A 22338-nucleotide genomic window follows, 5' to 3' on the forward strand; every position below is an offset into this window, starting at 1 on the left:
CTATGGATAATGCCCAGAATGGCCTGTCGTTAATCGAAGTTCTTGTCGCCACGGTGGTACTGGGACTGGGGCTCGCCGCCGTGCTTCAGGGCTTCCGGTTCGCCACTCTCGCCAATCGCGATGCCATGCATCGTACGCAGGCGAATTTTATTGCGGCGGATATGGCTGGGCGGCTACGTATTAATCAGGGTGCCGCACGCGCCGGGCTTTACAACGGGAGCCTTTCCTCCCGAGCGATCGAGATTCCCGGTTGCGCTGCGACGTCGCCATGCGACGAAAACGCGACCGTCGGGCACGATCGCGCGCTGTGGATCGATATGCTATTTCGGCAAATCGGAAACGGCGCCCGGGCGAATATCGCGTGCCACCCGTCACAGCAAACGTGCGATCTGTCCATCGGCTGGCATGACGTCGAGGGCCGTCCCGTGGAGCTGGTCTGGGCCACGCGGCTGTGACGCGGGACCGGTGTCGCGGGTTTTCGCTGATCGAGGTTCTTGTCGCGATGGCGCTCGGGCTGGTGCTGTCCTCGGCCGTGCTCGGCGTGCTTGCTGCCTCGACGCGCGCCTATCGGTTGCATCAGCAGTTGGTCCGCGTGCAGGAGGAGGGACGGTTCGGACTTGGCAGTCTTGCGGCCGATCTTGCCGACCGTTGCGGTGCGATTCGCGGATACGAATGCGGCAGCGTCCGATGCTCGCCTGCACTGCCCACGGACAGAAGCCTGCCCGAGCGCGCACGCGCAGCCAACGTGCTGATTGTCGACACGCCACACGACGAGAAGGGATGCGTGTCCGTTGCCTGGTACATCGCGAATGGTCCAGTCGCTGGTGAGCGTGAGTTGAGACGGTGCGTGTCGGGATCGAATTGTCAGTCCGTCGCACAGGGTCTGAATCGACTCGATTTCACTTACGCGGTCAGAGATGCACAGCAGCGCGTCCGCCACCTCGATGCCGCGGAGGTCGATGGAGAATCCCTGTGGGATGCGGTCGTCGGTGTGGACATTGGCCTGTGGATCGAACAACGCGATAGCGAAGAGGAAGCGTCCGCGATTCGCCATGAGTTCCGCACGTTCGTCGCTCTGCCGCGAGGTGGGGCATGAGGGGTGTCGCATCGTCCGGGGTCGTGTTGCCGATGGTACTGCTGGTTCTGGTACTTCTTTCGGGAGTGGCCGCGTCGATGTTCCGGTCGGCAACGATGCAACTGGCGCTGGCTGCCGCGCAGCGCGAAGCGCAGATCGCGGCCTGGTCCATTCCTCATCGGACCGCGGCGCCGTGAGCCGGCAACGCATGCGCGATGCCGGCTTCAGTGCCATCGAATTACTGCTGATTCTTGCGGCGGTCGCGTTGCTCGCGATGTTCGCCACGTCTTCATATCGCCAGTACACATTCCGCGTCCGCCGTCTCGAAGGTCGACATTTGCTGCTGGAAGCATCCCACGCGCAGGAACGTTTCCATGCACGGAGCCGGCGCTATGCATATGGTCCGGATGACGAACTGAATACCCGGCGGATAAGCGCGAATGCGCACTACGCGCTTGAAATGGACATGGCCGCCGACCACGACGCAGGCAGGGGTTTCCTGCTGCGAGCCATACCGCAGGGCACACAGGCGAAGGACGTGTGCGGAGAACTTACGGTCGATCATCGGGGCGTCATGCTGCCTTCGCGCGACGATGGGCCGAAGCATACGAATGGCGATTGCTGGTAGGGGGATGGAGCATCGCCGTTCCGCGTGACACCATGGGCGATGGCGCGCCGGGCGCCGTCCAGCGAAGTGGGAGTCACGAATGGATCGCAGGCATTTCCTCAAAGGCGCGAGCGTTGCCTCGGGTATCTTGCTCGTACAACCGGGCGTGGCCGATGCGGCGTTCGCCGGTGGCGGCACCGAAGCGGTACTTCCACGAGTTTGTTCCACCTGGGATTTCGGCGTAGCCGCCAACCAGGCTGCATGGAAGGTTCTCGCCGCCGGCGGCCGTTCCCTCGATGCCGTGGAAGCCGGCGCGCGCATTCCGGAGGCCGATCTGCGCAATCACAGCGTCGGTCGCGCTGGCTATCCCGACCGCGACGGCAAGGTCACGCTGGATGCCAGCATCATGGACGAGGAAGGCAACTGCGGTGCCGTCGCGGCTATCGAGCACATCGCCCATCCGATCTCCGTCGCAAGACGGGTAATGGAGCGTACGCCGCACGTATTGCTCGTTGGCGATGGCGCACTCCAGTTCGCGCTGGAGCAGGGATTCCCCAGGGAAGAACTGCTGACGCCCGAGTCGGAGCAGGCCTGGCGCGAGTGGCTGAAGACGGCGAAGTATCATCCCGTCGCCAATAGCGAAGTTCGCGATTACGGTATCGGACCTCGTGGCGGCAAGCCCGGCGATGCGGGCAATCACGACACGATCGGCATGCTTGCCATCGATGCGAAGGGCAATCTCTCCGGTGCATGCACCACGAGCGGTATGGCGTGGAAGCTGCACGGGCGCGTGGGCGACAGCCCCATCATCGGTGCGGGCCTCTATGTCGACAACGAAGTGGGCGCGGCTACCTCGACCGGGGTCGGCGAGGAAGTAATCCGCAACGTCGGCAGTTTTCTTGTCGTCGAGCTGATGCGTCAGGGGCGTTCCCCGGAAGACGCATGCCGCGAGGCGGTGGAGCGGATACTCAAGCGCAAGAGCGTGCGCGGAAAGGACATCCAGGTTGGGTTTCTCGCCATGGACAAGCGTGGTCGCGTCGGTGCCTGGGCGATCCAGAAAGGCTTTTCCTACGCGGTATGCGATGCCGGCAAGCAGGACGCCCTGATTCCAGGCAAGAGCACGTACTGATGACCACGCTGGAAATCGCCGCGGGCTCTCTGGTCTCCGCGCGGGTGGCGCAGGAGGCCGGTGCCACACGGGTCGAGCTATGCGCCAGCCTGGAGTCGGGCGGCGTGACGCCCTCGTACGGGCAGATCGCCACGGTACGCGACGCGCTGCGGATTCCGCTCTACGTACTTATCCGCCCGCGAGCCGGCGATTTTTTCTACGATGGGGCGGAGCGCGACACCATGCTCGCCGACATCGGGCATTGCGTGCGTGCCGGATGCGACGGTGTTGTGATCGGTGCGCTCGATGCGGACGGCGATGTCGATATGTCCTTCTGCCGCGAACTGATCGCGGAAGCGCGTGGCCTGGGTATCACCTTCCATCGCGCGTTCGATGTTACGCGTGACCAGTGCGAGGCGCTCGAACGGATCGTGAGTCTGGGCTGCGAACGCGTGCTGACCTCGGGAGGCATGCGTAGCGCATGGGCGGGTAGGGAGCGCATCGCCGCACTGGTTCGCCAGGCAGACGCGCGTATTTCCATCATGGCCGGCGCGGGCGTCGATCCTTCGAACGTCGCCGCTCTTGTGGCCGAAACGAGGGTAAGGGAAGTACACGCGTCGGCGCGTAAGACGCAGTCTCCGGCTACGCGATTCCTTCCTGCCGACGACCTCGGCATGGGTAGCTCTCCATCGGAAAGCGACGACGCCACTATTCGTCGATTGCTCGTGGCGCTGGACGAGACGGGCGGGCGCGATCAGAAGTCGTAACGTAGCCCCAGCGAGCCGGTCGTCGCCATCGCGGTCCCTTGCGCGTAACGAACGTCCAGCCCCAGTCGCAGCTGCCACGCGGATGAAAGCGGCATAGCGATCGAAACACCCGTTGCTATCGCTGTGGCGGGTAGCGACGCGCCGTGAACCCGCCACATCGAGGCGGGCGCCCCGACGAACGAGACATCGAAGCCCGGATCGCGACCGCGAATCGTCCATTGCCAGAGACCGTATCCCTCGAGCACGACATCCGACCATCGATAAGCGATGCGGCCACCCAGGCCGACCGTGGATCGACGGTGCCGGTTCGTGGGGGCGGCGACACCGAAGCCGTTGGCGCCGTCTTCTGTAAAAGCCGCGCGGCGCGTTTCGTCAAAGGCGGCCACGACAAAAGGTGTGGCTCGCCAGCTTCCGCTCCGGAGCATTACGCCGGCTTCCACATGCACGGATGCCTTCGTGTCGCGACGCCCGGCGCTCACGACAGCACGTTGTCCTCCCAGCAGCACATCGCGACGGACATGATTCGCAACGATCGAGGCCGTCGCATTCGCGGCCACATACCACGACTCCGATCCCGCCCTGCCGTATGCGGCGAGCGTGTCGATGTGGGACGTCACGTTGCCGGCAAAACGATCGAAACGAGTCTGTCCACGGTGCCTTGTGAGCGACAGCCCCAGTGCTCCCGTGTCGGCCACGGGCGTATCCACACCGATGCGCGTACCCGTTCCATTGTGCTGTCCGGAAGCGACGCCGTGCTGAGCGATCCTGCCGCTGGAGACCGTGACGTCGCCCCATACTCCGCTGTCCAGATCCCCCTGGACCAGTGCGTCCATGCGCGTGGCGAGGGTTCGCGCCTCCATGTCGCCCTGTTCGAGCGGGAAGCCCTGATTCGATGCATACGCTTCCGCGGAAAGGCTATCCAGCGACGTCAGCGCCGTGGCGATATCGGGCGAGCGCAGGAAGCTCGCGGCACCGGAAAGAAACATCGCATGTCGATCGGATTCATCGGAAGCGGTCCATGCATCCGCATGCGTCAGCGCGGCTTCGACGCCGTTCGCGGTGGACTGCATCGTGGGCGTCAGTACGCGATGCTCCGCGACCGCGTGGGGAATCGATCGTCGCGCTATACGCGCATCCACGCGGTGGCTCGAATATTCCAGCTCCGCGTCGTAGAACACTCCGGCCTCCATGCGCTGCGCGCCGAACACGCCCTCGACGCCATGGGTCGCCTCGAGCAAGGTTTCGCGCGCGGTAAGTACATAATTCACGGCGGGCGGGCGTAGGGAGAGCGTGCTGCCGGCAAGCCGGGCGTAGCCGTCCACCTTGAGCTTCTGCCCCGGCGCTATCGACAGCACGCCGGACGATACGGGAAGGTAGTCGCCATGAATGACGAACGTCCCGCCGGATGGAGCAAGCTGTCCTTTGTTCACGACGTTGCCATGGACGGCACCCGTGCCTCCAAGCTGTCCTTCCGGAAAAATGTGCACGGCCGAACGGATGGTACCGTCGATGTTGAGGGTGCCTGCATGGATATCGGTGGCACCGCGATAGTGGTTGTCGCCGGACATGGTTAATGTCGCAGGCCCCCGTTTGACCAGACCACCCTGACCCGCGATGTCGTTCGACCAGATGCTGTCCGTGGTGACGGTCGTCGCGAAATCGCCCCAATCAAAGCGTGCCGGACCGCGCACGGCACGGCCGACATCGAGCAGCCCGTAGCCGAAGAGCGCCGGATCGCCGATGGGTTTCGCCGTCGAGAGCAGCGTCTGCCTCACCTGGTCGCCGGTGAAGTAAGGAAACGCTTGCATCACCACGGCGGCCGCGCCTGTGACAAGCGCCGCGGATGACGATGTTCCGCTGGTCTGACCGGTAGTGAATCGTGTGTTTCCGATCGGCGCGACGCGAGTGACGCCAGGAGCGGCCAGACACCACGCGGCGGCGACGCCGCATGCGTTAGAGGATGGATGCAGGGCCCCGGGATTTCCGTAGGCATCCACGCTGACGTTCACGACGGCCAGCCATCCCTGTTCGAGTTCCGGATGCAGCGCGGGCAGACCCGCTTCCAGCGAGGGCTGATCGCGACTTTGGTTGCCGGCGGCGAAGATGAGAAGGGCATCGTGAGCGATGACAGCGGGTGCGAATATCCGTCTGTAGTGGCCCGCATCCGTTGCAACATCGCGGTCGGTGATGGAGGACGCATGGGCATAGCTATTGTTGAACAACCGCACGCCGGCGCGGAGCAGATCGCTGTAGGCGGCGGCAATCGCGAGCGGCCCCATTCTTCCGTCGATATCGCGACCGGTACGCGCACTGTAAATGCTTGCTCCCGGTGCAACGCCACCCGCGAAATCGTTCGTGGCGCGACCCGCTATCAACTGGGCCATAACAGTACCGTGGCCATACGGATCGGCAGCGTCGGGCGTGGCGACATCGTCGCCGAGATATTTCCGGCTCCAGGCGATGCGACCTTCGAGCACGGGGTGCGCGGGATCCGCCCCGGTATCGATCAGACCGATGCGTACATCGTCACCGGCATAGCGTTTCGTATGTGCCGCCGGTACGCCGATCGCATCCAGATGCATCCGGCGTGGATCGATCGTCGGCAGCGGGTCGATTCGCTGGAGCGGCGGATCGTTTCGCCGGGCCGTTCCGGGGCCACCGCCGCAGCCGGCGAAGGTGAGGCAGGCAAGTATCCCGAGACATAACGTTCGCCGCCGGAACCGCGTTTCGTCCCATCCCTGTCCAACATCCATGTCCGCACTCCGCTCGACGGTGCGGACAAGTTTCGCGAGGACGGCGTTGCATTACGGTCAGTCCACGTGTCTGCTTGCGTGAGGCGAGGGGCTCGAAGGCATGAAGGCGCACGGCCACGGGAGACCGATCGTATATTCGCCTTCCGTTAGTGGCGAGTGAGCCATAGGAGACGATTGCCAAAAATCTGGTCATACACTCCGCGGGCATTCGGCCATAGCAGACATACACCGAGGACACGGGAACAAACGATGGATAGTGCGATATGTCGTGCGCCGTGTCCGAGCGGATTCCCGGTTCGCCATAGATAGGTGGCCATGGCAAGCCCGTAGAACAGAGCGAACAAAAGCACGAGACTTGCCGTTAGCCATGTCTGGACGACAAGGCCGAATACATACACAGGCAAGAGCGCGAACGCGAACTGGCAAAACGCATAGTTGACGAGGAACGGTATAAAAAATGCATCGCGTCCGGTGCACAGTTTCGATATCTCGTCGAACGCTTCCATCCTGCCGCGAGCCCAGCGCCGTCGTTGCCGATACAGCCCGGGCAATGTGCCGGGACATTCGGTGAAAGCCATCGCTTCCGGAACATAGGCAGTTTTATAGCCATGGGCCAGGGCCTTCCAGGTCCAACACATATCCTCGACAAGCCATCGTCCCCACCCACCCAGATGGCGAACAGCAGAAACGCGATGAGCCACGAAGGCTCCTGCCATGACAGGCACATATCCAGTGACGTCCTGCGCGACTTTCACCGCACTGAGAAGTCCTGTGTATTCGTAATATTGCAATCTCGTGCAGAAGGATGCGCGGGGGTTGGATGGGACGATGTATCCGCACGCCACCGCATATCGTTCGTCGCTCCAAAGGCCCGCCACGAGGCGTTTGACCGCGTGATCCCCAAGCGAGGTATCGCTATCGATGACGACAATCACATCCGCGTTCCTGTCGACATGCGCCAGGCCAGCATCGAGCGCCCGGCCTTTCCTGCCGCTGTTCGTGGGAAGGGAAATGGAACGATATGCATGCGGATGAGGTGCTTCGAGCCAGGCGGCGATGGATTGCTGAATGCCGTTCGTCGAACCATCGTCGATGAGCAGCACCGTGAACTTTCCCGGATATCTCTGGCTATCGATGGAAGCAAGAGTGCGGAATAGTGCTTCGGCGGATTCATTGAAGTGCGGAACCATCACCGTCACGTTTGGCCATGAGAGTGATGTCGTGGAGGGCGCGCTGCGGCGTCGCCGGACGATCAGCCCCAGGCTCAGCAGCAGGAACACCATGCACGCGTACCAGACCGGAACGATAAGAAGCCAGGACAGCAGGTCCATCGTTTTCCTCCCAGGCAATGGAGGGTGAGCGCGCGGCCGATAGCGGAACGCATCGTGTCAACGGTGCATCCGGTCGATATCGGAATGAGGGGCGGCTCAGCATTGCGCCCGCGCGTTGGCGCCGCAATACAACTTCGGGTGTAGGCGAACGAGTAGGGCGGCGCATGCCGCGCCGCCTGTGAATCGATCTAATTGCCGCCTATATCAACCGTGCAAGCCGAACTGCAGCCGCGCCAGTTCCGCGTACAGGCCGCCTTGCGCAAGCAGCTGTTCGTGCGTGCCCTGCGCCACGATGCGGCCGCCATCCATGACGACGATGCGATCGGCGCGCAGTACGGTAGCCAGCCGGTGGGCGATGACGAGTGTCGTACGACCGCGTTCCAGCCGTTCCAGCGCGTGCTGGATCGCGGCTTCGGACTGCGCGTCGAGCGCCGAGGTGGCTTCGTCCAGAAGCAGGAACGGCGCGTCGCGCAGGATGGCGCGCGCGATGGCGATGCGCTGGCGTTGGCCGCCGGACAGCCGTACGCCGCGTTCGCCCAGCGCGGCGTCATAGCCGTCGGTGAGCGTGGAGATGAAACCGTCGGCTTCGGCGAGGCGTGCCGCTTCGCGGACCTCGGCATCGTCGGCATCGGCGCGTCCAAAACGGATGTTGTCGGCCGCGCTGCCGCCGAAGATCACGGTTTCCTGCGGAACGAGAGCGATCGCACCGCGTAGTTCGGGAAGCGCGAGTGCCTTGAGGTCGACGCCGTCCATGCGGATCGTGCCCGACTGCGGATCGTAGAAGCGCAGCAGCAAGCCGAAGACGGTGCTCTTGCCCGCACCCGAAGGGCCGACCAGTGCGACGGTTTCGCCCGGCGCGATATCGAGGTTGAAGTCGTACAGTGCGCGCACGTCGGGTCGCGAGGGGTAATGGAACTCGACGTGTTCGAAGCGAAGTCCTCCGGCGACCGGTCGCGGCAGCGCCAGCGGCTGGGCGGGATTGGCGATATCGGGGTGTTCGCCGAAGAGTTCGCCGATGCGTTCCATGGCACCAGCGGCGCGCAGGACATCGCCCCAGACTTCCGACAGTCCCGCCACCGAACCGGCGGCGAAGATGGCGTAAAGCACGAACTGGCTGAGTACGCCCGGTTGCAGCTTGCCCGCGATGACGTCGCGCGCGCCGGCCCAGAGGACCAGGGTAATGGCTCCGAATACCAGCACGATGACGGCGGCGGTAAGGATCGAGCGCACGCCGATACGACGACGCGCGGTGGCCAGTGCCAGGGAAATGGCATGGCTGTAACGTCCGCTTTCGATGTCCTCGCGCGCATACGCTTTCACCGCTGGCGCGGCGTTGAGCGTTTCGTTGGCGACGGCCGCGGCATCCGCGATGCGGTCCTGGCTATGGCGCGACAACTTCTGCACGCGACGGCCGAACACGAGGATAGGCAGCATCACGGCGGGAATGACCAGTGCGGTAAGGCCGGCAAGACGCGGACTCGTCCAGGCCATGGCGACAGCCGCACCGACAAGCATCACGGCGCTGCGCAGGGCCACGGAGATGCCTGAGCCGACCAGCGTCTGCACCACTTCGGTGTCGGTACCCAGGCGCGAGGTCAGCTCGCCGACACGCGTGCGCTCGAAGAAACTGACATCGAGCTTGATGACATGGGCATAAAGACTTTGCCGCAGCGAGGCGAGCGTGCGTTCGCCGAGCAACGCGACGCAGAAATAACGGGCGGCCGTGGCGAAGGCCAGAACCAGGGCCACGCCGAACAGGGCGAGGAACGTGCCGTTGATGGTCGCCATGTCCGACGAGGCGAAACCGTTGTCGATCATGTGGCGTACGGCCACCGGCAGCACCAGCGACGCACCCGAGGACAACCCGAGGAAAACGAGCCAGCCGACCGCGAGGGCCTTATGCGGTTTGAGATAGGGCCATAGGCTGCGTAGCGCGCCGATGCGACGCGTCGTCGGTGCGGCGTCGGTGCTGGGGTCGCTCATGCGGTGGGTCCGTGGTGGATGGTCGGTCGAGGAATGGGGCCGCTTTGCCGCCGATTCAATCGAGACGGCGCGGTTGGATGCGCCCACGGCTCAGATCGGTGAGGCGCTGGGCGATGTCGTCGAGGCGTCCTGCCTCGGCGCGAACGACCAGAGCCGCCCCCGTGGCGTCGAACGATTCGTCCTCGATGTCGGCGCCCATATCGCGCAATCGGGCCTTTACGATCGCCAGTTCGGCAAATTCGCAGTGCAACGCCAGCTGCCCGCTGACGATCAGGGCCACGCGGTCCGCGCGGCGCAGGCATTCGGCGGCGCATCCGCCATAAGCGCGTATCAGGCCGCCCGCTCCAAGCTTGATGCCGCCGAACCAGCGCGTGACCACCACGACGACCCGGTCGCGTGCCTGACCGTCGATGGCCTGCAGGATGGGCTTGCCGGCGGTGCCGCCCGGCTCGCCGTCGTCGTTGAAGCGGTACGCGTCGCCGATGCGGTAGGCCCAGCAGTTGTGCGTCGCGGACGGATCGCCGGCACGGGCGACGAAGGCCAGGGCCTCGGCCGGATCGTCCACGGGGGCGGCCTGGGCGAGGAAACGGCTCTTGCGTATATCTTCCTCATACCGGCATGGCCCGGCGAGGGTACTCAGCGGTTCGCTCATCGATCAGACATCGAACGAAGCGGTATCCCGGGAGCGTTCGTCGTCGAAGCCTCCCGTCCGGTTTCTGCCGCTATGTTTCGCCCGGTACAGCGCGTGGTCCGCGGCATTGAGCAGGTCCAGCGGGCCTCCCGTCGCGTGCGGCTGAAGCGTCGCCACGCCGACGCTGACCGTTACCACGCCGAAGGGGCTCAGCGGATGGGCGATCCGTTTATTTTCGACCTGCGCGCGGAGATTGTCGGCCAGCGCGACGGCTTCGGAAAGGCGCGTCGCCGGCGCAATGACCGCGAATTCCTCGCCGCCATAGCGGGCGATGAAGTCGCCTGCGCGCAGTCCGCGTGCGGTCAGCGCTTCAGCGATGGCGCGAAGGCAATCGTCGCCCGCGAGATGTCCGTAGCGGTCGTTGTATTCCTTGAAGAAGTCGACATCGATCATCAGTAGCCCGATGGGTTCGCGTTGACCCGGGCGATGCCATTCGCGCAACAAGCGCTCGTCCAGTGCGCGACGATTTGCCAGGCCAGTCAGGCTATCGGTGAATACCAGGCCTTCCAGTGCATCGCGGCGTTGCGACAGTCGGTGCTCTTCTTCCACCAGGTCGACCTGCGCGAGCGTGCTGCGCATGCCGATGCCCACCACCGCGGCGATGGCGCCGCCGATACCCAGCGGCGCGTAGTGCGGGATCACCATCAGGCCCAGTCCGAGCACGCTCATGGCCAGGAAGGTGGGGCTGGCGCTCTGTACAAAGCGAACGAGGTAGATCGGGGGATGCCAGTGACGCTGCGGTGGCCGCTTCACCGCGGCGACGGTCAGGGCGAGGAAGGGCAGGTCGAGCAGGACGTCCCAGGCCGAGCCGAAATCCGGATGCTCGCCCAGCGCTACATAGTGGTTGTAGTAGAACCCGACGCAGGCGTAGGTCACGAAAAAAGCGACCACTCCCCGGAAGAAATAGTGATCGTCGGCGCGGTCGGTGGCGATGTAACGCAGCAGGGCCGCGATGCCCAGGCAAGCGTTCTCGATATCCAGCATACGCACGATGGCAACCGCTTCCTGCCGGCCCATCGCACCCTCGACCGACACGATGGAGAACGTATGCACGTAAAACAGGACGCCAAGCAGGGAGGCCAGGACAAGGTCGATGGCCAGCGCCCACTTTTTACGAGCGGCGACCGGTGCCGACGATACGGCGATCAGCACCGGCAATACGTACAGTATGTAGAAGAACATGCTGTCGCCGGGCGCGGGATTGGTGTTGTCCAGCACGTAGTTCTGGCGTGCGCTGAGCGACATGCCGATGCCCCAGAGCAGCAGGCTGCCCACCAGCAACAGCCAGCGCCGGTCGCGGGGCATGCCCGAACGCCGGTAAGCGTATAGCGAGGAGGCGATGGCCAGGCTGGCTACGAGAAAGAACGCCGCATAGGAAATGCCCATGCCGATATCGGGCAACAAGGTCACCGCCACGGCGTGGGCCACGACGAGGGCCGCCGCGGCAAAGACAGCTTTCATGGCGCCCCTCCATCGACTGACCACGCATTCTCCTTATCGGCCGGGTTAGCGCGAAGTTGAGTCATGTTACGGCGGCACGGGAGGCGGGCATAGCAGTCTCGTCGCGGGCTTCCATAGATGCGGTCTGAGAGGCGTTCACAGCGTCACTCCGGATTAATTCCCGCTAACGTAAATTTCGCGCCCCATTCGCATCGAACGATGCGGGCGACCCGATCAATCCATGGAGATACACATCGTGACGATCCTTCAACAGGAGTCGAACAGGAAGCTAGTGACGGACGTCATGCGGAAGGTTTTCGTCGAGCGGGACGTGGCGCACATCGATCGCTGGTTCAGCCCGGCCTACGTTCAGCACAATCCGGCCATCCCCGACGGAAGGGACGCCATCGCGAAACTCGTCGCCGCATTGCCTGCCGAATTTTCATATGAGATGGGAATGAGCATTGCCGAAGGCGATCTGGTGATGGTTCACGGGCGATACGTTGGCTGGGAATCCACACCGGTGATCGCGGTGGACATCTTCCGTGTCGAAAACGGCGTGCTCGTCGAACACTGGGATGTCATGCAGACGGAAGTGCCGGCTGGCGAGACCCGCAGTGGGAACGCGATGTTCGGACGGTGATCCCTGTCGAACGGAGCACTCTCACATCGTCCGGAACAGATGCAGGTAGCTCCGGCTGACCGGCAATACTTCACGAGGGCCTTTCAATCGCTTCTTCGGGCTGGTGGGTCTCGCCACGCCAGGCGATCAATGTGTATTTCGCATCCGAGCGGAGGTAGTCGATGTTGTCCACCGGGGTCATGCGCAGGGTCTGTCCGACCAGCGCACGGATCCAGCGTAGCGGCGTCGGTGCCGCACCGCGCTGCAACTGCGCGGCGAGTTGTTGCAGCAACGCTAACGTGGCCGCCACGCGCGGTGCCGGCGCGGCGGAGGGGTCGAACGACACCGGGTGCCGACGATTTACGACGCCCTCAAAGCAAAACAGCGCTTCACACCGTGAGGCGTAAAGCGCTGTTCTGTCTGGAATGAATGGTGGAGCGGATGGGGATCGAACCCACGACCTTCGCATTGCGAACGCGACGCTCTCCCAGCTGAGCTACCGCCCCACGAACGGCGAATATTAGCAGTCGGCCCCGCACTCGCCAAGCCCCGATCAATGTTCCAATCAATCGGGAAGCAGGGCGGACAGGCGCTCGTGAAGTACGCCGCGACGCCAGCCTTCCAGCGATTCGGGCCATTGCCGGCTGACGACGTATTCCTCCATCGAGCGGCGGGCGCAAAGCAGGCCGGGCGGCAGGTCGAGGCTGGTGGCCAACGTATCGATCACCTGCTTCATCGCCGCGAGGGCGCGTTTGTCCTCGCCGACCGGATGACCCGGGATCGGTGCGGTGGTTTCGATTTCCTCGGGCGTGACCGGACGGACGATCAGATCGAACAGTTCCTGGCGTTGCGGCGCTCGCAGGGAACGTTGTCCGCGCGTACGCGCCTCGAGGTCGGCGAGGCTGCGGGGCAGCTCGTAGACGAGATTGGCGGCCTGCGCGTCTTCCACCAGCCACGGCCGCGGCCGGTCCAGCGTGCGTGCCGTGGTGTCGCGCCAGCGCAGCACGCGGCGCAGTAGCGCCTGCTTGTCGGGACTCCATTCGCTGGAACCCTTGAACGCGCGCTGCGGCTGCGGTTCGCCGTCGCGATGGCTGGCGCGGGCTTTCAGGCGGGCACAGTCTTCCGCGTGCCATGCCGCGCGATCGCGCGTGGCAAGACGTTCGGCGAGGATGGCGTGCACCGGATGGAGATGGACCACATCCAGCGTGGCGTAGAGTTTCTGGGATTCGGTAAGCGGGCGCTGCAGCCAGTCGGAGCGTGTTTCGCCCTTGTCGAGTTCGTCGCCCACCAGGTCGGCGACCAGGGCGCGATAGCTGATGCCCAACCCCATGCCGACGAAAGCGGCGGCGATCTGCGTATCGAAAAGCGTATGCGGGCCATCGGGCAGCGCGGGCGAGAGCGCTTCCAGGTCTTCGCCGGCGCTGTGCATCACCGTGACGACGGGCTGGTCGGCCAGCGCGCGCTTCAGCGAATCGCCAAGGGGAAAAGCCACCGGATCGATCAGCGCGTAACGTTCGTCGAACGCCAGCTGCAACAAAGCAAGCTGCGGATAGAACGTATTGCGCCGCATGAACTCGGTATCCAGTCCTACGACGGCGCCGGGCGGGACGGGGGACAGCCATTCGTCGAGCGGTTCGCGTCGGTCGATCCAGGGAGCCGTGGGCACGATGTCGCTTGAAGACATGCAGTTGTCCTTACAGATTCTTGCGTGGCATCGCGATGCAACGGGCTCGTACGTGTTGCCCTGTGCTGCGCGATTGCCTAAGGTGGGCGTCGCACGATAGCAGGCCCGCACGGAACAGCCCACCATGCCCAGTACCGAGACCGTCCGTCGACAGCGCACCATCGGCGGTACGCTAGGCGTTGCCGTGCTTGCGTTTGCGCTGTTCTATCACTTCTTTCCCGGCCTGATGCATGTCCAGCCGCACCAGCAGGTCACGGGAGCGCCGCTACGGGGCGCCACCACCACGATGGGCTTCGACCAGCGCCCCCAGGGCGGCGCGCAGATGGTGTCGGAAGTGGACGCGGGACCGCCGCTGATGCTGGCGTCGGCGGCAGTGATTGCCGCTCGCCGCAAGGACAAAACGCCCGAAACGCCGCTTCCGGACCAGAAGACGCCCGATTCGCCCGAAATGACCGCGCTGCTCGACCGCGCGGACAAGGCGCTTGCGGCCGACCGTCTCGTTGGCGGCAAGGACAGCGCCGCCTCGCTCTATCTTGCGGCTCTCAAGGACAATGGCGACAGCCAGCGGGCCACCGGGGGCCTGGATGAGGTACGCGCCCGTCTCGTCGCCGAAATCGAACAGGACATCGCCCTGGGCGACGCCGACGCGGCACGCGATTCGCTGGCGGCCCTGAAGCCCTTGCCATCCAGCGCAACGGACATGGCTCCCTTGCAGCAGAAACTGGCGATCCTCGAACGCGTCCGTCCCTTGCTGGGCAAGGCGGCCACGCTGTTGCAACAGGGCAAGGCGGACGCGCCGCAGGGTGAAAGCGCGCTGGACGTCTACCGGCAGGTCCTCACCATCGATCCGGAAAACGCCGTGGCGGTGCAGGGCGTGATTCAGGTGCAGCGTGCGGTGCTCGACCGCGCGCTCGCGGCCGTGGCGCAGAACGATTTCACGGCAGCCGATACGGCACTGGCCGAAGCGGCAACCATCCAGCCGGATTCGCAGGCGTTGCAGGACACACGTGGCCGCATCGAAGGCATGCGCCGGCAAAGCGGCGCGGCCATGCTTACGCAGGCGCGTTCCGCGCTCGACTCCGGCAATATCGAACTGGCGCAGCAGCTGGCCGGCAAAGCGCAGCAGGTCAGTCCGGATCTCGGCGGCATCGACGAATTCAACGAACGGATGACCAACGCGAAGCTCTACGCCAGCTACAAACCCGGGCAGGTCTTCGCCGATCGCTTCGTGGACAGCACGGGGCAGGCGCCGGCGATGGTCGTGGTGCCGACCGGTACGTTCCTGATGGGTTCGCCCGATGGCGAGCGCGGGCACGACGCGAACGAATCGCCGTTGCACGATGTCGAGGTTGCCAAAGGATTCGCACTGGCGCGCAGTGCGATCACGATCGGGCAGTTCCGCGACTTCGTCCGCGCCAGCGGTTACGTACCGCAGTCGCAGTCGTTGCAGGGCGGTAGCATCTACGACGAACAGAGCGGCGGTCTGCGCGACGATTCGGCGGCCACCTGGCAGGACGATTACGCGGGTCGGCCGGGCCAGGACAAGCTGCCCGTGGTGAACGTGTCGTGGAACGACGCGGCCGCGTATGCCGACTGGCTGTCGAAGCGCACGGGCAAGCGTTATCGCCTGGTCAGCGAAGCCGAGTTCGAATACACGCTGCGCGCCGGCAGCACATCCCGTTACTGGTGGGGCGACGGTGCCCCCACGGTGCGGGTCGAAAACCTCACGGGCTCGGGCGACCGTTCGCCATCGGGCAGGCGCTGGAGCAATGCTTTCTCCGGTTATCGCGACGGCTTCTGGGGGCCGGCACCGGTGATGAGCTTCTCCGCCAACCCGTTCGGTCTGTACGACATGGGCGGCAACGTATCCGAGTGGGTAGCCGACTGCTGGCACGACAACTACGTCCGCGCGCCGCGCACCGCCGACGCCTGGGTCAATCCGGGCTGTGGACGTCGTGTCGTGCGTGGCGGGTCCTGGGGCAGCGCGCCGGACATGGTGCGTTCCGCCTACAGGCAAGGCGCGGATGCGCAGACACGCAGCGCACGCGTCGGGTTCAGGGTGGTTCGCGAGCTTTGATGGTACCGAGCGCAATGGAAAAGTGCTTTTTGCATTCGGCAAACCGGCGATTATTGCCTGCCTGTTTGCAAGCCCGACATGGAGTCGCGTGTGGCTGAGAAAGAACTCGAACTACGCATCGCCCGGCGTGCATTCCTGAAAAAAGCGGGCATCGCCGCCGTGGTCGGCTCCCCGTTGATCCATTCGGCGATACGAGCATCGGGCGTGGAAGAACCTATCCGTTTCGCGGACGGTCCCCGTCAGTTGGTGAAGTATCCGCAAAAACGCCCCTTGATCGGCGTGACAGCCCGTCCGCCCCATCTCGAAACGCCATTCGCCGTCTTCAACGAAGGCCCCATCACACCGAACGACGCTTTCTTCGTTCGATACCATCTCGCCAATATTCCGAGGTCCATCGATCCGGCCACCTACCGGCTCGCGGTAAAGGGGGCTGTCGGCAAGCCATTGGCGTTGTCGCTGGCCGATCTGAAGGCGCTTGCCGAGCCGGTGTCACTAGTCGCCGTCAATCAGTGTTCGGGCAATAGTCGCGGTTTCTCTACACCGCGCGTATTCGGCGCGCAGCTCGCCAACGGCGCCATGGGAAATGCCCGCTGGGTCGGTGTGCCGTTGAAAGCCGTGCTGGAAAAAGCGGGAGTCGCCGCCAGCGCTGTGCAGGTCGCCTTCAATGGTCTCGATACAGCGGTCTTGCCGGGCACACCGGACTTCCGCAAAGCACTGGATATCGAACATGCCCTCAGTCCGGAGGTGCTGCTGGCCTGGGGCATGAATGGCGAGGACATACCGTTTCTAAACGGCTATCCGCTGAAGCTCGTTGTTCCCGGTTACTTCGGTACGTACTGGATCAAGCACCTGTCGGAGATAGAGGTACTCGACCGCGCATTTGACGGCCACGATGCGTTCTATATGACCAAGGGATACCGCGTGCCGGACAACGATTGTCTGTGCGTCGCGCCCGGTACAGCCGCAGCCAGCACCCGACCGATCTCGACGCTGCCTGTGCGCAGTTTCATTACGAGTCTGGTGTCCGGCGCCACCGTGCCTGTGGAACACACGGTGGAACTCAAGGGCATCGCTTTCGATAGCGGTGCGGGTATCGAAAAAGTGGAGATATCCATCGACGGCGGGAAACGCTGGCGCAACGCCGTACTCGGAAAGGATCTGGGGCGTTATTCCTTTCGCGAATGGCGATTGCCGATCAGCTTCGCGAGCAAGGGGCCGAAAGTGCTGATGGTGCGCGCAAGCAACCGGCAAGGCGAAGTGCAGCCTGCCGTCGCCGACTGGAACCCGGGCGGATACCGGCGTCACGCGATCGAATCCACGTCCATCGTCGTCGTTTGAGGATCGCGTATGCGAAACATTGCAATAGTCGTACTTTGCTTTTCGTTTGCCGGCATGGCCGCGGCGATGGACGTCAAGCTTCCTGCCGAAACGGCAAAGCTACGTGCATCGACGTTGCCCGGTTACGCTATTGCCACGCGTACGTGCGGCATCTGTCATTCGCTCGACTACGTCGCTTACCAACCGCCTGGCATGAGCCAGGCGCAGTGGACCGCCGAGGTGACGAAGATGCAGCGTGTCTACGGCGCGCCGATCGGCGACGACGACGTCAAGCTGGTCGGTGCCTATCTTTCCGCGGTCTACGGTTCGGAGGAAGGGACGGATGGCGGCACGACATCCGGGCAGTCCGCACAGGATATATCGACCACGAAGCGTTCCCCCTGAGGGGCTTCGTGCCGGGTATCACTGTCGCGTTGGACGCTCCCGCGTCGATACGTTGTCGCCGGCGCGTACATGCGTATTCAGACCATCGGCAAGCTCACGGGTGTCCTGTCCGTTAAGGCAGATCGAAACGTTCTCGCGCAACATGCCAGCGTGAAACAGCTCGTGGCGCAGGTCTGGATAGACTTCGAACATGGCTTCGAGCACGTCGTTCACGGTGTCGCCGTCGACCGGACTTTTGGTCACATCGCCAAATGCACTCGAATCATCGTGATTCATGCCTTTGTCTCCCGCGATACGCAGGGACGAGCATCGTCCCGCAAGGCGGCACGCTCAATAGGACATGCGTTGTAGGCGCGATCGCGTTAACGATCAAATCCGCCGAGGCAGGGGGCTGCTCGCATGGCTGCCTGAGCCATGATGCTGGCGCACTTGCAATATGTATCCGATTGGATACATTCCATGGGGTTCGCCGTCAAACAAGCAGGGACGTTCGCCGCTTGGCATAAGGGCGTGAAGGATATGAAGGCGCGTATCGCCATCGGCCGCCGAATTGAACGTGCCTCACACGGCAACTTTGGCGACTCGGAACCCGTTGGCGAAGGAGTTTCCGAGATGCGCGTAGACGTTGGTGCCGGATACCGCGTTTATTACGTCGTGCGCGGGAAGAAGTTGGTGATTCTTTTGTGCGGCGGTGATAAGAGAACGCAGCAAAGCGACATCAAAAAGGCCAGGGGGGATGGCTAAAGATCATTGACGTTGCAGTCCAGGGAGAATTCCCGGAGAGATTTATGAATAGCAAACTCATCCCATTTGATATGTCTGATGTCCTGGATAGCAAAGAGGCGACCATCGAATACATTCGACAGGTGCTCGAGGATGGCGATACAGACGAAATGCTTCGTGCCATTGGTTACATCGCAAAAGCCCGCGGCATGGCACAAGTTGCCAAGGATGCCGGTCTTGGCCGGGAGAGCCTCTACAAGGCGCTTCGTCCGGGGTGCTCAACCGAAGTTCGAAACGATCAGCAAAGTATTCGGTGCCGTAGGACTTCGCATTTCAGTCGAGGCTTCCGACGAACGCCACGCTCACGTCTGACAACGTTTTGCCAATCGCCGAATCTCGACGCCTCGCCTGACCAGCGGGGCGTTTTATTTTGGTGCGAAAGTCGGACTTTAACGGTATTGGATTGCAATGGCGTTGTAGGGATAGTCCTACATAGTTGCTCGGTCGAGCCCTACAGACTGTTCTTGTCGCGTTCGCGAAGATCGAAGGGCTGTGGTGTGTCAGCTGTTCTATGTCGGCTCCTTCGGCATTGATAGCCAATATGGGGCTCAGGGGTCAAATCAAAGCCGCCGTGGATCATCCATGGCCCAACGCTGAAAGGGGAACCCAATGAAGACGAAGTCCGTGCGCCGCAAGGCGCTGATCGTTTGATGAAGCGCATCTCGCTACTCGCATTCATGTTGCTGCCTTTCGCGGCAAGTGCCCAATCTGTCCCTGATAAATACTTCGGATATTTCGGTGGCGACTACCCTCCCGCGCCCAATACGGACGTGGGGTCCGGATTCGCCGAGATGAAGGCTCACATCAACCTCTATTCACTCCAGAACTGGTCTGGCTTTACCACGCCGGACGCCAGGGCCGAAAATCAGAATAGGGTTCTCACGCGTCTGGCGGAGGCGAAGGCCGCGCACGTGCACGCAATCGTTCCGGCACACCCGTTCGTCTTCCAGGCTGTGAGAGACAGCGCCACAGGAAATATCACATGCTGGAATAATGACCCCACGGCTGCCGCCTCATGGGCATCGCTTTCCCAGGCGATGGTGGATCAGGGCTATCTCATTCCCGGGGACCCGGTGCGCAGCACGGTGGTTGCCGTCTATATAGTGGACGAGCCCAATTCCATTGAGAATGTTTGCCTTTCCGATACCAATGGCCAAGCCAACCCGAGCTTCGTCAACGCCGTGAACGCGGTCCGGCAGGACCCACGAACTGCATCACTGCCTATTGCGTCGATATTGAGCCGCAACGCCGACAACTTTTCACAGGGCGCGAAGTTGCTCGACTGGGTTGGTTTCGATTACTACCCATACAACAACGATCAGTGGAAGAGTGCATTTGCCTCTTTCAAGGCGGCAGTACCCGGTAAAAAGTACATTGTCGTTCCGGGTGCTCAAGAGAATTGTCCCGGCGTTACAAACAACGATCCCACCGCGTTCGTGAATGCGATGAACACCGATCCTTCGGTTGTTTGGTTGGCACCATTCATGTGGGGCGGTGGGACGCCCCCTTGCAAGGGAGTCAGGGACCTCCCGGACCGTCGGACGACTTACACCCAGGAGGGTCTGAACATCCGGAACGCGCAGTGCGCAAGGTCTCAGGCTGACAAGTTATTTTGCAGCGGGACCGTGGACATCAGTGCTGCCCTCAACCTGCTTCTGAATTGATGTACCGGCGCTCAAGGACGAGCGCGCACTCCACGCTGTAAAAATCGATTGGTGGCTTCCATATGCCAGTCCGAACCGCTCCACTTCATTTGGGGTATCCAGGCGACGGTGGGCTAGCGGAAAAGAAAAAGGCCCGCAAAGCGGGCCTGAATCTTTTGGTGCCGAAAGTCGGAATCGAACCGACACTCTGTCGCCAGAAACGGATTTTGAGTCCGTCGCGTCTACCAGTTCCGCCATTTCGGCACGGATTGCAGATTATGAGGCAATCAGTGGACGCGGTCGAGTCCCAGCTGACGCTCGTCGCGCAGATACCAGTCGTCGCCTTCCGGGTTGAACACCGCGCACTGGGTCATGCGGCCCGAATAGATGTGCAGGCTGATCGCGATGGCGTTGTCGCTGGGATTGCGGATGGTGTGGTACTCGTGCGGCGGAATCAGGCTGCCGGCAGAGCCGGGGCCGGCCTGGATCGAGCCGACGGGGCGGAAGTGGTAGCGCTGGTCGTCGTGGTCCAGGAGCTCGTACTGGACGATCTCGAGCGCGCCGTTCCAGACGCCTTCCACGCACCACATGCCGCTGTGGTCGTGGATCAGGGTGCCCTGGCCGGGGCCCCAGGTCATCGCCACGACGCTATAGCCGTGTTCGTCGCTGCGGTAAAGCTCGCGGCGGGCGTAGTGGTCGCCGGCGGATTCGAAGACGCAGGCCGGAAGCTGTACTTCGTTCTCGCGAATCAGGCGGCACAGCGCGTTGCGCAGGGTGTCGGTGATGGCGGGGGTGCTGTCCTTGGCGACCGATGCGTCGATGGCTTCGATCAGTTTATTGCTGCCCGGAAAATCGAGAGTGATCATGGGGAGGACCTCGTGGGACGGAGCGGTGACGCTACACCGGCCATCATATCAGCAGGCGGCGCGGGCCGCCCTCATGGGTTCAGGGTGGCCAGAAACCCGCCGATGGCGCGGCTGTAGTTCTCGATATCGACCAGGAAGGCGTCGTGGCCCTGCGGCGAGTCCAGCGCGACGAAGTCCACGTCCGCGCCGGAAGCCCGCAGGCCAGTGGCGATCGTTTCCTGCTGTTCCAGGGGGAACAGGATGTCCGTGCTGACGCCGATGACCAGCGCCTGCTCGACATGGATGCGAGCCAGCCCTTTCAGGACATCCCCTTCGCCGTATTCGCCGATGTCGAACCAGTCGCTGGCCCGGGACAGGTACAGGTAGCTGTTGGGGTCGAAGGTGCGGTTGAAACGGCGTGCGTGGCCTTCCAGGTACGACTCCACCTGGAACTCGAAGCCGAACGGTTCGTTTTCTTCGCGCTGGTCCGGTTCGAGGCGGATGCGCGCGAACCGTCCGTTCCATTCCATCGCGGAACGGTAGGTAATCACGCCGAGTTTGCGCGCGATGCTCATCCCGTGTTCCGGATAACTGGCGTCGTCGTACTGTCCGTTGTTCCAGTGCGGATCGAGGCGGATGGCCTCGCGTTGCAGCGAGCGGATGGCGATGGCGAAGGGTTGCGCCTGCGGCGCCGTATCGACACTGATATGCGTGCGCACGCTTTTCGGGTGAAGCAGCATGTAAGCCAGTGCGCTCATCCCGCCCATCGAGCAACCGACCAGACAGGCAAGGCGCACGATGCCCATGCCCGTAACCGCCTCATATGCCGCGTTGGCAACGTCTTCTAGCGCAAGTTCGGGGAAGTCCAGCCGGTAAGGCGCACCCGTCGCGGGATCGTTCGACGCGGGGCAGGTGGAGCCCTTGTCGCTGCCCAGCGAGTTGACGCAGATGACGTGGAACCGATCGGTATCGAATGCTCTGCCGGGACCGATCATGTCCTCCCACCAGCCGTGCGAGGGATCTTCGGCGTTCGAAGCGGCATGCGCGCTCGGCGACAGGCCGGTAAGGATCAGGATGGCATTGGCGCGATCGGCATCGAGTTCGCCCCAGGTTTCGTATGCCACCCGCGCGCCGCGCAGTGCTCCGCCGCGCTTCATCGGGAAGGGCGAAGACAGCTGGTGATAACGTCGCGCGTCGCCCATGGTCG

Annotated in this window: 23 protein-coding genes and 2 tRNA genes; 13 read left to right on the forward strand and 12 right to left on the reverse strand. The window is 63.2% G+C overall.

Annotation, left to right across the window (positions count from 1 at the left end):
- Positions 1 to 2: 2 nt before the first annotated feature.
- From pilV to EC912_RS02655, 6 genes are all read left to right on the forward strand, one after another.
- On the forward strand, positions 3 to 455 hold the full coding sequence (pilV, locus tag EC912_RS02635; RefSeq protein WP_132141571.1) for a type IV pilus modification protein PilV: 453 nt from the start codon (positions 3 to 5) through the stop codon (positions 453 to 455).
- Complete coding sequence (locus EC912_RS02640; protein WP_165973477.1) at positions 452 to 1096, forward strand: PilW family protein; 645 nt, start codon at positions 452 to 454, stop codon at positions 1094 to 1096. The genes pilV and EC912_RS02640 overlap by 4 nt, the downstream gene beginning before the upstream one ends.
- Positions 1093 to 1272 (forward strand): PilX N-terminal domain-containing pilus assembly protein, encoded by a 180-nt coding sequence (locus tag EC912_RS19310; RefSeq protein WP_165973478.1) that lies wholly within the window; start codon positions 1093 to 1095, stop codon positions 1270 to 1272. Before EC912_RS02640 ends, EC912_RS19310 begins: the two co-directional genes overlap by 4 nt.
- A complete protein-coding gene (locus EC912_RS19315; protein WP_165973479.1) occupies positions 1269 to 1703 on the forward strand; it encodes a type IV pilin protein in 435 nt (144 codons plus the stop codon). Before EC912_RS19310 ends, EC912_RS19315 begins: the two co-directional genes overlap by 4 nt.
- A gap of 79 nt (positions 1704 to 1782) precedes the next feature.
- Positions 1783 to 2811: a N(4)-(beta-N-acetylglucosaminyl)-L-asparaginase gene (locus tag EC912_RS02650; protein ID WP_132141573.1), complete on the forward strand. Its 1029-nt coding sequence runs from the start codon at positions 1783 to 1785 to the stop codon at positions 2809 to 2811.
- Complete coding sequence (locus EC912_RS02655) at positions 2760 to 3557, forward strand: copper homeostasis protein CutC (RefSeq protein ID WP_428993071.1); 798 nt, start codon at positions 2760 to 2762, stop codon at positions 3555 to 3557. Before EC912_RS02650 ends, EC912_RS02655 begins: the two co-directional genes overlap by 52 nt.
- Here EC912_RS02655 and EC912_RS02660 read toward each other — a convergent pair.
- The 5 genes from EC912_RS02660 to EC912_RS02680 all read right to left on the reverse strand — a co-directional run bounded on the left by EC912_RS02660 (position 3545) and on the right by EC912_RS02680 (position 11776).
- On the reverse strand, positions 3545 to 6310 hold the full coding sequence (locus EC912_RS02660; RefSeq protein ID WP_132141575.1) for an autotransporter serine protease: 2766 nt from the start codon (positions 6308 to 6310) through the stop codon (positions 3545 to 3547). The genes EC912_RS02655 and EC912_RS02660 overlap by 13 nt on opposite strands.
- 146 nt (positions 6311 to 6456) lie before the next feature.
- The gene (locus tag EC912_RS02665) at positions 6457 to 7641 is read right to left on the reverse strand and encodes a glycosyltransferase family 2 protein (RefSeq protein WP_132141576.1); all 1185 of its coding nucleotides are present in this window, start codon (positions 7639 to 7641) and stop codon (positions 6457 to 6459) included.
- Positions 7642 to 7845: 204 nt separating this feature from the next.
- Positions 7846 to 9624: an ABC transporter transmembrane domain-containing protein gene (locus tag EC912_RS02670; RefSeq protein WP_132141577.1), complete on the reverse strand. Its 1779-nt coding sequence runs from the start codon at positions 9622 to 9624 to the stop codon at positions 7846 to 7848.
- A 55-nt stretch (positions 9625 to 9679) separates the two neighbouring features.
- The gene (locus EC912_RS02675) at positions 9680 to 10276 is read right to left on the reverse strand and encodes an IMPACT family protein (protein ID WP_132141578.1); all 597 of its coding nucleotides are present in this window, start codon (positions 10274 to 10276) and stop codon (positions 9680 to 9682) included.
- A gap of 3 nt (positions 10277 to 10279) precedes the next feature.
- Positions 10280 to 11776 (reverse strand): GGDEF domain-containing protein, encoded by a 1497-nt coding sequence (locus tag EC912_RS02680; RefSeq protein WP_132141579.1) that lies wholly within the window; start codon positions 11774 to 11776, stop codon positions 10280 to 10282.
- 235 nt (positions 11777 to 12011) lie between these two features.
- On the opposite strand from EC912_RS02680, the gene EC912_RS02685 reads away from it, so the two are divergent.
- A complete protein-coding gene (locus EC912_RS02685) occupies positions 12012 to 12398 on the forward strand; it encodes a nuclear transport factor 2 family protein (RefSeq protein WP_207906749.1) in 387 nt (128 codons plus the stop codon).
- Between the two features lie 70 nt (positions 12399 to 12468).
- Here the strand turns inward: EC912_RS02685 and EC912_RS02690 are convergent, their stop codons facing one another.
- From EC912_RS02690 to EC912_RS02700, 3 genes are all read right to left on the reverse strand, one after another.
- Entirely contained in the window at positions 12469 to 12687 is a 219-nt protein-coding gene (locus EC912_RS02690) for a hypothetical protein (RefSeq protein WP_132141581.1), read from the reverse strand.
- A 120-nt stretch (positions 12688 to 12807) separates the two neighbouring features.
- A tRNA-Ala gene (locus EC912_RS02695) sits at positions 12808 to 12883 on the reverse strand.
- Positions 12884 to 12942: 59 nt separating this feature from the next.
- The gene (locus EC912_RS02700; protein WP_132141582.1) at positions 12943 to 14061 is read right to left on the reverse strand and encodes a ribonuclease D; all 1119 of its coding nucleotides are present in this window, start codon (positions 14059 to 14061) and stop codon (positions 12943 to 12945) included.
- 124 nt (positions 14062 to 14185) lie between these two features.
- On the opposite strand from EC912_RS02700, the gene EC912_RS02705 reads away from it, so the two are divergent.
- The 3 genes from EC912_RS02705 to EC912_RS02715 all read left to right on the forward strand — a co-directional run bounded on the left by EC912_RS02705 (position 14186) and on the right by EC912_RS02715 (position 17860).
- Complete coding sequence (locus EC912_RS02705) at positions 14186 to 16138, forward strand: formylglycine-generating enzyme family protein (RefSeq protein ID WP_132141583.1); 1953 nt, start codon at positions 14186 to 14188, stop codon at positions 16136 to 16138.
- 90 nt (positions 16139 to 16228) lie between these two features.
- Positions 16229 to 17476, forward strand: coding sequence for a molybdopterin-dependent oxidoreductase (locus EC912_RS02710; protein WP_243649108.1), 1248 nt, complete (start codon positions 16229 to 16231; stop codon positions 17474 to 17476).
- A gap of 9 nt (positions 17477 to 17485) precedes the next feature.
- Complete coding sequence (locus tag EC912_RS02715) at positions 17486 to 17860, forward strand: hypothetical protein (protein WP_132141585.1); 375 nt, start codon at positions 17486 to 17488, stop codon at positions 17858 to 17860.
- An 18-nt stretch (positions 17861 to 17878) separates the two neighbouring features.
- On the opposite strand, the gene EC912_RS02720 is transcribed toward EC912_RS02715, so the two are convergent.
- Positions 17879 to 18136, reverse strand: coding sequence for a MoaD/ThiS family protein (locus tag EC912_RS02720; protein ID WP_132141586.1), 258 nt, complete (start codon positions 18134 to 18136; stop codon positions 17879 to 17881).
- Positions 18137 to 18319: 183 nt separating this feature from the next.
- Between EC912_RS02720 and EC912_RS02725 the strand changes: the two genes are divergently transcribed.
- From EC912_RS02725 to EC912_RS02735, 3 genes are all read left to right on the forward strand, one after another.
- A complete protein-coding gene (locus tag EC912_RS02725) occupies positions 18320 to 18604 on the forward strand; it encodes a type II toxin-antitoxin system RelE/ParE family toxin (RefSeq protein ID WP_132141877.1) in 285 nt (94 codons plus the stop codon).
- A gap of 71 nt (positions 18605 to 18675) precedes the next feature.
- Positions 18676 to 19176: an addiction module antidote protein gene (locus tag EC912_RS19580; protein ID WP_243649138.1), complete on the forward strand. Its 501-nt coding sequence runs from the start codon at positions 18676 to 18678 to the stop codon at positions 19174 to 19176.
- A gap of 117 nt (positions 19177 to 19293) precedes the next feature.
- The gene (locus EC912_RS02735; RefSeq protein WP_132141587.1) at positions 19294 to 20307 is read left to right on the forward strand and encodes a hypothetical protein; all 1014 of its coding nucleotides are present in this window, start codon (positions 19294 to 19296) and stop codon (positions 20305 to 20307) included.
- A 156-nt stretch (positions 20308 to 20463) separates the two neighbouring features.
- On the opposite strand, the gene EC912_RS02740 is transcribed toward EC912_RS02735, so the two are convergent.
- The 3 genes from EC912_RS02740 to metX all read right to left on the reverse strand — a co-directional run bounded on the left by EC912_RS02740 (position 20464) and on the right by metX (position 22333).
- Positions 20464 to 20550, reverse strand: a tRNA-Leu gene (locus EC912_RS02740).
- 23 nt (positions 20551 to 20573) lie between these two features.
- The gene (locus EC912_RS02745) at positions 20574 to 21152 is read right to left on the reverse strand and encodes a cysteine dioxygenase family protein (protein ID WP_132141588.1); all 579 of its coding nucleotides are present in this window, start codon (positions 21150 to 21152) and stop codon (positions 20574 to 20576) included.
- Between the two features lie 71 nt (positions 21153 to 21223).
- The gene (gene metX / locus EC912_RS02750; RefSeq protein WP_132141589.1) at positions 21224 to 22333 is read right to left on the reverse strand and encodes a homoserine O-acetyltransferase MetX; all 1110 of its coding nucleotides are present in this window, start codon (positions 22331 to 22333) and stop codon (positions 21224 to 21226) included.
- Positions 22334 to 22338: the final 5 nt, after the last annotated feature.

Origin of the sequence: Luteibacter rhizovicinus (assembly GCF_004342265.1) — a bacterium.
In the GTDB taxonomy this organism is placed as follows: Bacteria; Pseudomonadota; Gammaproteobacteria; order Xanthomonadales; family Rhodanobacteraceae; genus Luteibacter; species Luteibacter rhizovicinus_B.